We start from the raw sequence: 12,361 nt of genomic DNA on the forward strand, positions 1-12,361 counted from the left end.
TGAAGGCATCTTCATCCGCCGGTCATCCGGTGATCCCGCAAGTCAGTTCGACTCAGCGGCCATTAAACATGCGAGCAATAATTCATGACGCGTATCACTACACCGTTCGGGTTTCATTCAACTGCACAAGAGATCATTGAAGGGGTCGATCTCACTGGTAAACGGGCGATCGTAACCGGCGGAGCCTCTGGTATCGGTATTGAGACAGCGCGCGCATTGGTCAATGCCGGCGCAGACGTGACGCTTGCAGTACGGCGTCCGGAAGCGGCGGAATCGGTTGCTGCCGAACTGCGCTCTGGGGGCAGGGGCACCGTTGAAATCCGCTCAATCGATCTGGCGGATCTGTCCTCTGTGAAATCGTTTGCTGTGTCTTGGTCAGAGCCACTTGATATCCTGGTCAATAACGCAGGGATCATGGCCGTTCCTGAGAGGGAGCTGACATCACAGGGTTGGGAAATGCAATTTGCAACCAACTTTCTCGGTCATTTTGCGCTCGTGCTTGGCTTGCAAGACGCCCTGATCAAAGCTGAAGGTGCGCGAATTGTATCGCTGAGTTCAAACGCTAATCTATTAGGGCCAGTGGTTTTCGATGACATCAATTTCGACTTCCGCACATACGATGCTTTCGCATCATATGCCCAGGCCAAGTCGGCATGCGCACTCATTGCCGTAGAAACCACCCGCCGCTGGGCGGAGCAAGGCATTTTCGCGAACGCTTTGAACCCTGGGGCAATCGCAACCAACCTTCAGAAGCACACCGGTGCGCTCAAGACCCCAATTGAACGTCAGAAGAACGTGCAACAGGGTGCAGCGACATCTGTATTACTGGCGGCGTCTCCACTGTTGGAAGGCATTGGTGGTCGTTATTTCGAGGACTGTAATGAAGCGTTGGTGGTCACCAAGCGTCCTGCCGATTACACAGGCGTGGCACCCTACGCCGTTGACCCAGATAACGCGCAGCGGTTGTGGGAAGTTGCCACGCGGATGATTGGGTGAGGTTATGTCCAAAAAAACAACCTTGAAGGTAGGCTTCATCGGGCTCGGTGACCAAGGAGGTCCGATGGCTCAAGCAATCGCCGAGTCTGGATTTGAGCTGCACATTTGGGCTCGTCGCCCCCATTCATTGGAAGCCTTGGCAGGGGCTCCTCACATCGTTGAGAAAACGGTTCAGACGCTTGCCGAGAATTGTGATGTTGTCTGTCTATGCCTCACCGACGACAAAGATATCGTCAGTCTCCTGGACAGCGGGCTTCGGCATGGGCTGAAGCCCGGCGCCGTTCTTGTAAACCATGGCACCGGAGACCCGGGAGAAAGTCGCCGTCTGGCTGCTGAACTTCAACAGCGGGGAATCCCGTACCTTGATGCTCCTGTAAGCGGAGGAAGACCAGGCGCGCTGGCTCGTACGTTGACCACTATGGTGGGTGGTGAGTCGCAGACTTTTTCCAAAGTGCGTGCAGTCTTCGAGACTTTTTCCCGAAGAGTTTCCCTGTTAGGACCGTCAGGCGCCGGCCAGATGACGAAGCTACTGAATAACGCCTTGACCATGTCCAATTTGAAGAACGCAGTGGATGTCTTCAGCTTGGGTAAATCTGTAGGGATGGACTTGGTACAGCTGCATGAGGTCATTGCTATGAGCAGCGGTTCGAGCACAGTTTTGCGAGCGATCAATAACGAGATCACCGCAGATATTGCTCCGCATCTTCAGGGACTTATGCACAAAGACATAGAGCATTTTGCCGACGCTATTCTTGACGCTGGTTTGAATCCCCAAGTCATGCGTGACCGCTGCCTTGCAGGTGCTGATGGACTAGTGGAGTTGGTAGGACAGCTCGCCGTCTGAAGCCCGCCAATCAGAAACTCTTATCGATGTCAGCTGGCGTAAACAAGGTGCAGGCTGCCGGCTGCGCGGGTGCCCTGAACCTAGCGCTCTGGGCACCTGGGCATCGAAAGTGTTCAGGTTGTTGGCGAATGCCCGCTGCTGGCCGGTTTCTGCCCTACACAACAGGCAGTTATCGACCGATCCTGTTGAAAAAGTCGGCCATGGTTTCCACGGCAGTAAAGTACGCGCTTGAGATTGAAATCTTCATTTAGAGGAGAGGATTCCGGGCTCAGATTTCGCGTAGCTGCGCGAATAAAAGGCATTTTCAGCTATCAGTGCGAGCGCAGTCTGGAAGGACCGACTTTTTCAACAGAATCGACCCATAGATGACGTTCAGCAACTGCAAAATTGAGCCAAGAGATGCCTTGGGAGAAAGAAGTCTGGCTTGGCTGTGCCGAACCTTGCAGCAAGCTCCGGGCTGTCGGTCCTCGACTCTCTCCCACAAGGGATGCCGGGATTTACCATCTCTTGGAATACCAACGCCAATATCGTTCCCATGCTGATTGTCGGTTGCGCCGTGGCGCTGGTTTCTTTCGCCGACACCGACCTACTGTCTCGCGTCTACGCGGCGCGGACCAGAACCTACGTGGATCCCAACCAGGAAATGGCCGGCCAGGCGTAGTCAACCTGGCCGCCGGTTTTTTCTAAGGTTTTGCGATCAACTGCAGTTCGTAACGCACGCCCGCGGCCGAAGCCGCTGTTGGATGTGAGCTTGGCCGACATTCTGGTCGAAGTGGAGGAAACCCAGCGCGCAGCGGGCATCACATTGTGCGTGACCGAGATGAAAGACCCCAGTCAAGGTGAGTTCAAGCGATTCGAGTTTTACACGTTACTGGGGAAGGTACGGATTTTCCCACGCTAGACGATGCCGTTGGCAGTTATGTGCAGAGTCATCCGGTTGATCTGGCGGATTGGGAGAACGAGGGGGCAGTGAGTGGTGCCGCCGTTGCTACAGGATGACGTGGCTATCAAAAAAATGCGCAATCTCGGGCCCCTTGCCCCCCGGCTCAATAAGCATCGTGTAAATTTGAAACTGTAGCCATTGAGCATAGGACGCGAGGCACAGGCTCGATAGTCGGTAAAGCCGCCATTCGAATAATAAAAAGAACACTGATGCGCCCAGGAGATATGCCATGAGATCGCAACCGGTCCAGCAAAAATCTCAGCAAGCAGGATTACAGAGCGTTTCTGTCACCGACGCCAATGTGCTGGCGAACTCTTTGTCGGAGTGGCAGCAAGAGTATCTGCAGATAAGCCCGGGGCAATTCGCAGGTTCGGTCACTGAAATTTCCGTGGGTGTGGTGCAGATTTTCCGTGAGGTGATGAATCAAGCGGTGGATCAACATGGGCAAACCCTGCCTGGCAAGTTTGCCTTGGGCATTCCCATCGCGTTGCGCGGCCACGGTTACTGGTGCGGTAAAGAGCTAGATTGCATTGATTCCGTGTTCTTTCTCCGGCCGGATTCCGAACTCAAATTCAAGACCCCCGGCTATTCGGATATTTATGGTGCATCCGTCGATGTTGAAGCCTTCAGGAAATACTCGCTTGATGATGAGTTTGATGACAAGAGTGTCATCGCGCTGACCAAGGAAGTCAGTGCACTGGCGCCCGAAAAATGTGCAGCCTTCCGGCAAGGCTTTGATAACTTTTTCCGTGCCGTCGAGGACAATCCTTCAATTCTCGAATCGGCGTCAGCCAAAAAACAACTCACCTTCGACATCATGCAATTGCTCCTTGGCATGACAGCAGACTTGCCCGTTTCGAAGAAATCTCACGCAGAGCAGTTCATTCATCGCCATGTTGTAGACAGTGCACGCAATTATATTCTTTCAAGAAAAAGTGAAGCGTTAACGGTGACAGATTTGTGTGAGGGGCTGCGCACCAGTCATCGTTCGCTGCATTATGCCTTCAACAAAGTCTTGGGGATCAGCCCCGTGACTTATCTGCGCTACATACGTTTGAACGGCGTCAGGGCAGAACTTGTCTCCAGCGATAAGCCAACCTTGATTAGTGAAGTGGCCGCCAATTGGGGCTTCTGGCATATGGGCATGTTCAGCGTCTACTACAAACATCTGTTTGGCGAACGGCCGTCGGAAACACTTAAAAACCATCGTTCGACGGTAATTACTTAATACCTGATTGTGAAACAGCATGCCCGGGGACACGACCCGGGCATGACGGGATTTTTTTGTTCAAAAAAACCGGAGGACATCATGAGTAAGTTGAACGGGAAAGTGGCCTTGATTACCGGGGCTTCAAAAGGAATGGGGAAATCTCATGCCAGCATCTACGCAAAATATGGGGCCAGCTTGATCCTGGTTGATCTTGATGAGTCAATCCATGAAGTGGCAGCAGAGATTAAAAATACCTACGGCGTGGAGGTACTTGCGCACGTCGGTGATGTGACCGATCCGCAGGCCATGCGCCTGATTGCCGAAAAAGGCATGCAGCGTTTTGGCCGCTTGAATGCGCTGGTCTGCAATGCCGGCGTTTGCCGACTGGCGAAGTTTCTGGATTCCAGCGATGCCGATCTCGACTTGCACATCAACGTTAACGTCAAAGGTGCATGGCATACCGCCCGGGCGGTTCTGCCGCACATGATCAACTCCGGCGGCGGTGCGGTGGTCGTCATGTCGTCCGTCACCGGTGACCTGACGGCCGATCCGGGTGAGGTGGCCTATGCCTTGTCCAAGTCCGCGCTGATTGGCTTCACCAAGGCGCTGGCGGTGGAAATGGCTCCCCATCACATTCGGGTCAATGCCATTTGCCCGGGCTTCATATGGACACCGATGGCGGAGCAGGTCGCCAGGCAAGTCAATCCGGACGATCCGAAGTCGGTTCTTGATGAACTGGCCACAGCCATTCCCATGAAACGCCTGGGCAGGCCCGATGAAGTCGGTGAGTTGTCGGCATTCCTCGCGTCCGACGAGTCCAGTTACATCAACGGTGCGCAAATCGTGATCGATGGTGCCAGCACGCTGCCTGAGACAGTCAGCATCGGGATGTAACCCACGTGAGTTTTCAGCAAGGACGCTACTGCATCGACCCATTGGCGTGATCCATAACAATAAAAGAGTGGAGCTTTTGTGATGACAGAGCTAACCGAATCCCTGCATGAAGAGGCGCCTATAGTCAGTGAAAAGCTGAAGGGCAACCTGGGTACTTATCAGATCGCATTGTTAGTGATTGCCGCCGCCGCACCTTTGGGCGCTGTTCTCACAGCCGCGCCCATCGGCTTTCAACTCGGCAACGGTCCGGGGCTGGCCGGAACATTTTTGCTGGCCGGATTCTTGATGGTTTGTTTCTCGGTCGGCTATGGCGAGTTAATTCGCGCGATCCCGGGTGCTGGCGCGTTTTACAAGTATCTATCAGTGGTGTTTGGTCCGCGAGTTGGCGCGGGCGCGGCATGGGTAGCATTGGCGTCCTACCTGGCAATTACCATTGCCCTGGCCATTGTGTCGGGCTACTACACCAATTTGACCTTGCAAACATTTGGCGTGGATATTGGCTGGACGTCATGGACATTGTTGCTCATGGCGCTGGCGTCTTATCTAGGCCGGGAGAACATTGATTTTGCCGCGAAGATCCTGGTGCCATTGGTGCTTGCTGAGTTCTTCATGCTGTTTCTGCTCGGTATCTCCATTTTCATGGATAAAGGCCTCGCTGCGTTTCCAGTTGAAGCGGTATCGATTGATGCAATAACGTCGCCCGGCCTCGGGGTCGGAATGATGGTCGCGCTGGCAGCGTTCCTCGGTGTCGAGTCCGCAGCGCTGTATGCGATGGAAGCCAAGCGGCCGGAAAAATCCATTCCGGGTGCCACGCGTCTCGCAGTAGCTTTGGTGGCTGTCGCTTACTTTGTGATTATCTGGCTGATTGTAGGTGGCATCGGGGTAGAAGCGATCAAGGGCGAAGCGGCATCGGCGCAAGGCGAACTGATCATCAACCTGTTCTCGACACGCCTGGGAGGCACAACGGCCACCCTTGTTTCGATCATGCTGTGCACCAGCAATTTCGCCTGTTTGTTGTCGCTGCACAACGCGGCCACTCGCTACGTGCATGTGCTGGCCAAAGATAAACATTTGCCGCGTGTGCTATCGAACATTCATCCGCAAAAAAACTCCCCGGCCAATGCGAGTCTTCTAGTAACGGTGTTGGTTGCAGTCTGCATCGCCGTCCCATCGTCGCTGGGTTACGACGCGTTTGTCTTCCTTTTCCCGGTGACGCTGGCTTTGGGAACGATTGGGCTCATCGGGCTTCAGGCATTCATTTCGCTGGCGGTGGTTGCCCATTTCAAGAAAGTCAGCTCTCGCAAGTATCTCAAAGTCTTGGTCAGCCCACTGGTTGCACTGGCGGGGCTTAGCGTGGCGGTTTACTTGATCTATGAGAACTACGGGCTGCTGACCGGCAGTGAATCTGCTTGGGTGAACGGAACGCCATTACTTCTGGTGGTGCTGTTCTTTTACGGCGTGATTAAAGGCCATTCAAAGAACAATTAATTCAACAGTCCGTCGGACGCTGTAAGCACCGCATTAGTGCAGGTTGCTCTTTGATAGTGCAAAGTGATGACTAAAGTCTGGATAACTGGAACGCGCAGGAGGGTTGCCGACCTGACCGCAGCGTTGCCGGATCACTTATCCGCTGTGCCTTGAGCGATTAAAAAGCCAGAAACATGCCAGCTCTTTTAGTTTGGCGAGTGCCCGCTATGTTTCTGCCAATTTGTGTTAATGCGCCTGCGGTAGTTGGTCGTAGCCTTTATAGGCCGACTTACCGCAGTGCTGCAGTTTCTTCATCATCCGAATGCCTTTAAACCCAAAAGTACATTTGACTGGAAGAGTACGAAGCATGAACGTTAATCTTAAAATAACCACCGCGACCCACCCGCTTGACCCGCTTTCGCTAGAGGAGCTTGCTTTGGCGAGCGGCATCCTGAAACGGGAAAAAAACCTTCACGACAAATGCCGCTTCCCGTACCTGCATCTCGCCGAGCCGGATAAGCGTGAGGTATTGGCCCATGTGCCAGGCCAGGCATTTTCCAGGCGTGCATTTGCCTTGGTGCTGGACAAATTGACGGGCAACACCTTCGAAGCGCTGGTTGATTTGAACAGCCAAACCCTTGTCGATTGGCAAGCGGTCGACATTGAAACCCAGGGTCATGCACCGATCATGATTGAGGAGTTCGACCTGTGCGTGGAAGCTGTGCAAAACGACCCCGAGTGGCGTGCGGCTGTCAAGCGCCGGGGCCTCACCGATGCCGATATTGAAAACGTACAGATCGATCCCTGGTCATTCGGGCATTTCGGCGATGATGAACGTTATCAGGGCAAGCGGTTGATGCGCGGTGTCGCGTTCTACCGTGACAAGCTGACCGACAACGGCTACGCCCACCCGATCGAAGGACTGGTTGCTATCATCGACCTGAACAAAGGCGAGGTCATCGAGCTGTTGGACGACGGTCGTCTGACGCCGATTCCCAAAGCCACGATCAACTACGATTCCGCGTCCCTGGGCCAGCCGCGTGACGGACTCAAACCGTTGCACATCACGCAGCCCGAGGGCGTGAGCTTCACTGTCGATGACTGGAAAGTGAGTTGGCAGAACTGGGAGTTCCGCGTCGGCTTCACGCCGCGCGAAGGGCTGGTTCTGCACCAACTGGGCTACAAGGACGGTGACGTCGTGCGCCCGATCCTCTATCGCGCCAGTGTCACCGACATGGGCGTTCCCTATTCGGACAACGAGCTCAATCATTACTGGAAATGCGCGTTCGATGGCGGCGAATACGGGCTCGGTCGTCTGGCCAACCAACTGGAGCTGGGCTGTGATTGCCTGGGGGCGATTCGTTATTTCGATGTGCCTTCGGTCAATGATCAGGGCGAACCTTTTGTCATGAAGAATGCTATCTGCATGCACGAGGAAGATTACGGCACGCTTTGGAAACACTATGAGTTTCGTACCGGTGTGTTCGAAATGCGTCGCTCCGGGCGCCTGGTGATCAGCTTCTTCTGCACCGTGGCCAACTACGACTACGGGTTTTTCTGGTACCTCTATCAGGACGGTACGATTCAACTCGAAGCCAAGCTGACCGGGATCATCCAGACCGCCGCGTTAGCTCCCGGTCAACGCCCCGCCAGCGGGGGCGGCATGGTCACACCCGAGTTCTATGGTCCGACCCACCAGCATTTTTTCAGTGCGCGTTTGCACATGATGGTGGATGGCGAGCACAACTCTGTGACCGAAACCAATTTCCAGTCGCGCCCGCAAGGCGAGGGAAATACCTGGGGCAACGTCTTCGACAGTGTGACCACCACGTTTACCCATGAGCTGGACGCCGCCCGTGAGGCCAACGGCCAGACCGGGCGCTTCTGGAAAATCATCAATCCGAACGTCAAGAACGCCGTCGGCAATCACCCCGGCTACAAGCTGATGGCCGAGCACAATCCGGTCATGCTCGCCCAACCCGACAGCTCGTTTGGTCGACGTGCAGGGTTTGCCAGCAAGCACCTGTGGGTGACGCCTTACGCGCCCGGCGAGCGTTACGGCTCCGGCGATTACCCCAACCAGCATCGGGGTGACGGCCTCCCGCTGTACACGCAGAACAACCGCGAGATCCAGAACCAGGATCTGGTGGTATGGCACACCTTTGGCCATACCCACATCTGCAAACCGGAGGATTTCCCGGTGATGCCGGTGGAATACGTTGGGTTCAAACTCAAGCCCAATAACTTCTTCAACGGCAACCCGGCCATGGACTTGCCGGCGAGCAGGGACCAAGCCAGTGTCCAGGACGGTCAGCCGGCCAGTTGCTGCAAACACAACGCCTGATCAGGTCTCTATCGATGAATGCCCAAGCGCTCTGCGCTTGGGTCGAGGGTGGTTGTCATGTCTGGATTTTCGAGTTGGGCCTGGCTGGAGTTATTGCCGATAGCCGTGTTTGTTTGCTGGGTGAGCGGAGGGCCTAAGGGTTGGAAGCGTCAACCGTTGTTGCTGGGCGGTGCTGCGCTGGTGTTTTTGCTGGGCATGCAGCCGGCGCTGGACGCCGCTGCGCGCCACAGCGTCTGGCTGCACTGCCTGCAAAGCGCCTTGATTCATCACCTGGCGCCGATCCTTTTACTGTTTGCCATCGCCCGGGAGCCGGCCAGTGAAGCGGGTTTCACAAAGGAAGGGAGGGCGGTGCGCATTTGGGTGGTGATTGCGTTTGGTGCAATGAGCGGCGTATGGATGCTGCCGCAATTGCATCAACGATTGATGGACGATGCCACGCTGTATGCGCTGATGAAATGGGCCATGGCCGTGAGTGGGTTGTGGTTGTGCCGGGTAATGGGGCGTTATTGCCAGCGCGCGGATGTTCCCTTGCGCAAGCAGTGGAGCTTCAGCCTGGGGGTGGCGCTACCGCAAGTGCTGGTCGGTGTGATGCTGCTGCTCAGTCCACCTCTGTATCCCATGCACGGTCACTCGATGATGCACATGCACGGTGTCGGGAACATGAGTGCTCAACTGGATCAGTTTTTGGGGGGCGCGCTGATGTGCCTGTCGGCGTTGCTTCTGCTGTGGGTCGATCGTGTTATGCACCGCAAACCTGGGCCGACTATCAACGCCGTTGGGCCGAGGGTGAATGGCCAAACAGGCGTTTGTACTCCTGGCTGAAATAGCTTTGATGGGTGAACCCCCAGCGGTACGCCACATCGGCAACGCTGGGGGCCGGGTGTTCGGTAAGGCTGCGCTGGGCGGCATTCAAACGGACGGCGCGCAGATACGTCAGAGGCGAGCTGCCGGCGATTTTTTCGAAGCTGTAATGCAGCGTGCGGCGGGGGATCTTCAACTCCCTGCACAAGTTCAGGATCGACAGCGATTCCCCTGCAGGGCTTTGCAGCACGCGCTCATGGCAGTATTTGACAATGTGCTGGTGGCTGCCGCCCAGTCCCTGTAAGCGCACCGGGTTTTGCGGCTCCAGCACGTCGAGCAGCGTATCGAGTACGCAGTTCTGAAGGGCTTGATCATTGAGGTCGTCAAGGGTTTGGAGCTGATCAAGCAGGCCGGTCATGGCAACCTGGGCACCTTGTAGACCCCCGGCGCACAGCTTCATTCCGTAACCCCTGGGTCGACGGTAGAACAGTTCAACGTCCTCAGCGACCAACAGTTGTTCAAGCACCTGGCAATTTAACGAAACCACAATGTAGTCAGTGTCCGGCGGTGTGACGAAGAAAAAATCGTCGTCGTAGGGCAGGAAGTTCAGCCCGTCGGCAAGAAGGCTTCGATTCGGCGCCACGTCGGGCTGACTCGGCAGGTTCACCGGCAGCAGCAGGTTTATGCACTGGGCAGGCGTGTGCGTGTGCTGGGCAACAGCGCTGCTCAGGGTTTCACGGAACAATCGGACGCCGTTCAGTTGCACGTCCTGCAGGGCACCGTGAAAAGCACCGGGCGTCAGCTTGTCGTAGTGTTGCGACCAGTGCGCCAGTGATGCGGCGTGTTCGATGATTTCGTCGAAGTGTTGAGTCTGCCTGTGCATCGTGCGGCACCGTTACGCCTGTCGCTTGTCCTTACAGCAGCAATCCGGACGCCAATGCCCGGAAACTTTCGACGGCTTTTTCAGAGGCGGTCTGGGGATCCTCAGCATGTGCAATCCACAAGGAAGCGCCGAGCAGGGCACCCATGATCAGGCGCGCCGTCGTTTCGGTGTCGACCACGCGGATCGTTCCTTCGTCAATCAGCTTTTGAATGCTGCGTTGGGTGCTTCGGATGCACGCGTTCTGGCTCGGCCATTGCGACGGGTCGCCCAGTACCGCTGGCCCGTCGAGGAAGAGAATGCGCTGGATTTCAGGTTCCAGGGACATCTTGATGTAGGCGATGGACTCATCGATGAAGCCGTCCCAGGTTGTGCTGGCCTCTTCGATAATGACCGACAACCGTTCCATCATTTCTCCATCTATCTGGGCGATGACGGCCTGTAGCAAGCCCTTTTTGTCGCCAAAGTGATGGTACAGCGCACCCCGGGTCAGACCCGCTTGAGCGGTGAAATCGTCCATCGAACTTTCCGCATATCCCTTCGCAGCAAATGCGTCTCGCGCCGCCTTGATCAGTTTGCCGCGAGTCTCCGCAATCATGTCCGCACGCTTCTGCGCCATCGGTCGTGTTCCCTATAAAGAATTTAACATTCATTGCGTATGTAAGTTGACATACTTCGCGTATGTCGTATTGTGTATCACATACGAGGCGTATGCAATGAGTCTGAGCTGTGTGCTCTCAGCCTCGGGAGCCCCGCCATTTCGCACAGGATACCGAGCAATGCGTGAACAGCGCGATTCCGATATTTCACTGCACCCCGCAGGTCAGGGGAAAACCCTGGGATTTATCCTCAACCCGGTCGCCGGAATGGGCGGACGCGTGGGGCTAAAGGGCACCGACGGGGTCGAGGTTTTGCAGGAAGCAAGGCGCCGCGGTGCGCAACCCGTTTCAAGCGATCGGGCCTTGATCGCGCTCAAGCGTCTGGCGGCTTCGACGACGCCATTCCGGCTGATCACCGGCTCGGGTGAGCTGGGCGAAGATGTCGCGCGCGCCGCCGGTCTCGACCCGATTGTCGTCTATACGTCGTCGCCGGGAGCGAGCCGGCCCGATGACACCCGAAATGCCGCGCTCGTCATGGCGCATGCCTCGGTCGATCTGCTTTTGTTCGCCGGCGGAGATGGCACCGCGCGCGATGTGCTGGAAAAGGTCAGTGATCGTGTACCGATCCTCGGTATCCCTACGGGTGTGAAGATGTATTCCGCCGTGTTCGGCACCAATCCGCAGAACGCTGGACATCTTGCGGCACGCTTCGTTGCCTGCGACTCGTCGGTGCGCTTTCGCGAAGCCGAGGTCATGGACATCGACGAGGCTGCCATGCGCAACGATCAGGTGTCGGCGCGGCTGTATGGCTACGCCCGCAGCCCGCACCAACGTCACCTGACGCAAAACGCCAAGGCCGGTTCCTTGGCCAACGAAAACATGGCGCTCGACGCCGTGTCCCGACAGGTTGTCAGGGACATGAAACCCGGCTGCCTATACCTGCTGGGGCCAGGCACCACCACGCGACGCATTATGACCGAGCTCGGCCTGCCGTCGACGCTGTTGGGCGTAGACGCGGTCATGGACGGTGCGCTGGTGGGTGCCGACCTCAATGAACACGCGTTGATCCGTCTGATGGAAGGGTACGAGACACGCATCATCGTCGGCGTTCTGGGCGGTCACGGCAGCTTGTTCGGCCGTGGCAACCAGCAGATCAGCGCCGAGGTCATTCGCCGGGCAGGGCGCGAACACATCATCGTGATCACCTCGATGGACAAGCTCCTTTCCCTCGATACCGGCTGCTTGCGCGTCGACACGGGTGACGCCGAAGTCGATGCCATGCTCAGCGGCCACATACGCGTGCACACAGGGCCTGACCGGTCCGTCTTCTTCAGGGTTCGATCCTGATCAATTGTTTCATCCGATAAAAACGAGGATAACCCC

11 protein-coding genes and 1 pseudogene are annotated in these 12,361 nt (G+C 56.2%); 10 read left to right on the forward strand and 2 right to left on the reverse strand.

Features of this window, described 5'->3' with window-relative positions; all coding sequences use genetic code 11:
* Positions 1-84: 84 nt before the first annotated feature.
* The 9 genes and pseudogenes from HGP31_RS15245 to HGP31_RS15285 all read left to right on the forward strand — a co-directional run bounded on the left by HGP31_RS15245 (position 85) and on the right by HGP31_RS15285 (position 9,520).
* The gene (locus HGP31_RS15245; protein WP_168758099.1) at positions 85-996 is read left to right on the forward strand and encodes an SDR family NAD(P)-dependent oxidoreductase; all 912 of its coding nucleotides are present in this window, start codon (positions 85-87) and stop codon (positions 994-996) included.
* A gap of 4 nt (positions 997-1,000) precedes the next feature.
* Positions 1,001-1,840, forward strand: a complete 840-nt coding sequence (locus tag HGP31_RS15250; protein WP_168758100.1) for an NAD(P)-dependent oxidoreductase — start codon at positions 1,001-1,003, stop codon at positions 1,838-1,840.
* Between the two features lie 424 nt (positions 1,841-2,264).
* Positions 2,265-2,524: pseudogene (locus HGP31_RS15255) on the forward strand (SulP family inorganic anion transporter); the annotation flags it as partial.
* Positions 2,525-2,591: 67 nt separating this feature from the next.
* A complete protein-coding gene (locus tag HGP31_RS15260) occupies positions 2,592-2,741 on the forward strand; it encodes a hypothetical protein (RefSeq protein WP_168758101.1) in 150 nt (49 codons plus the stop codon).
* Positions 2,742-3,012: 271 nt separating this feature from the next.
* Positions 3,013-4,011: a helix-turn-helix domain-containing protein gene (locus HGP31_RS15265; protein ID WP_017338335.1), complete on the forward strand. Its 999-nt coding sequence runs from the start codon at positions 3,013-3,015 to the stop codon at positions 4,009-4,011.
* Between the two features lie 42 nt (positions 4,012-4,053).
* Complete coding sequence (gene ucpA, locus HGP31_RS15270) at positions 4,054-4,887, forward strand: SDR family oxidoreductase UcpA (protein WP_240963484.1); 834 nt, start codon at positions 4,054-4,056, stop codon at positions 4,885-4,887.
* Positions 4,888-4,968: 81 nt separating this feature from the next.
* Entirely contained in the window at positions 4,969-6,375 is a 1,407-nt protein-coding gene (locus HGP31_RS15275) for an APC family permease (protein ID WP_168758102.1), read from the forward strand.
* 346 nt (positions 6,376-6,721) lie between these two features.
* Positions 6,722-8,698 carry a primary-amine oxidase gene (locus HGP31_RS15280; protein ID WP_168758103.1) on the forward strand — a complete coding sequence of 659 codons (1,977 nt, stop codon included), beginning with the start codon at positions 6,722-6,724 and terminating at the stop codon, positions 8,696-8,698.
* Between the two features lie 57 nt (positions 8,699-8,755).
* A complete protein-coding gene (locus HGP31_RS15285; RefSeq protein ID WP_168758104.1) occupies positions 8,756-9,520 on the forward strand; it encodes a cytochrome c oxidase assembly protein in 765 nt (254 codons plus the stop codon).
* Here HGP31_RS15285 and HGP31_RS15290 read toward each other — a convergent pair.
* Together HGP31_RS15290 and HGP31_RS15295 are read right to left on the reverse strand one after the other, a co-directional pair.
* Positions 9,465-10,382, reverse strand: coding sequence for a helix-turn-helix domain-containing protein (locus HGP31_RS15290; protein ID WP_168758105.1), 918 nt, complete (start codon positions 10,380-10,382; stop codon positions 9,465-9,467). The genes HGP31_RS15285 and HGP31_RS15290 overlap by 56 nt on opposite strands.
* 31 nt (positions 10,383-10,413) lie before the next feature.
* Entirely contained in the window at positions 10,414-10,998 is a 585-nt protein-coding gene (locus HGP31_RS15295; RefSeq protein WP_168758106.1) for a TetR/AcrR family transcriptional regulator, read from the reverse strand.
* A 160-nt stretch (positions 10,999-11,158) separates the two neighbouring features.
* On the opposite strand from HGP31_RS15295, the gene HGP31_RS15300 reads away from it, so the two are divergent.
* Entirely contained in the window at positions 11,159-12,325 is a 1,167-nt protein-coding gene (locus HGP31_RS15300) for an ATP-NAD kinase family protein (protein ID WP_168758107.1), read from the forward strand.
* Positions 12,326-12,361: the final 36 nt, after the last annotated feature.

The organism is Pseudomonas umsongensis (genome assembly GCF_012647205.1).
Lineage (GTDB): Bacteria > Pseudomonadota > Gammaproteobacteria > Pseudomonadales > Pseudomonadaceae > Aquipseudomonas > Aquipseudomonas umsongensis.

Bases quoted from the DNA above. Each gene is read 5' to 3' on its own strand.
- HGP31_RS15245 (WP_168758099.1), top strand. From the start codon at position 85: ATGACGCGTATCACTACACCGTTCGGGTTTCATTCAACTGCACAAGAG.
- HGP31_RS15250 (WP_168758100.1), top strand. From the start codon at position 1,001: ATGTCCAAAAAAACAACCTTGAAGGTAGGCTTCATCGGGCTCGGTGAC.
- HGP31_RS15265 (WP_017338335.1), top strand. From the start codon at position 3,013: ATGAGATCGCAACCGGTCCAGCAAAAATCTCAGCAAGCAGGATTACAG.
- ucpA (WP_240963484.1), top strand. From the start codon at position 4,054: ATGACGGGATTTTTTTGTTCAAAAAAACCGGAGGACATCATGAGTAAG.
- HGP31_RS15275 (WP_168758102.1), top strand. From the start codon at position 4,969: ATGACAGAGCTAACCGAATCCCTGCATGAAGAGGCGCCTATAGTCAGT.
- HGP31_RS15280 (WP_168758103.1), top strand. From the start codon at position 6,722: ATGAACGTTAATCTTAAAATAACCACCGCGACCCACCCGCTTGACCCG.
- HGP31_RS15285 (WP_168758104.1), top strand. From the start codon at position 8,756: ATGTCTGGATTTTCGAGTTGGGCCTGGCTGGAGTTATTGCCGATAGCC.
- HGP31_RS15290 (WP_168758105.1), bottom strand. From the start codon at position 10,382: ATGCACAGGCAGACTCAACACTTCGACGAAATCATCGAACACGCCGCA.
- HGP31_RS15295 (WP_168758106.1), bottom strand. From the start codon at position 10,998: ATGGCGCAGAAGCGTGCGGACATGATTGCGGAGACTCGCGGCAAACTG.
- HGP31_RS15300 (WP_168758107.1), top strand. From the start codon at position 11,159: ATGCGTGAACAGCGCGATTCCGATATTTCACTGCACCCCGCAGGTCAG.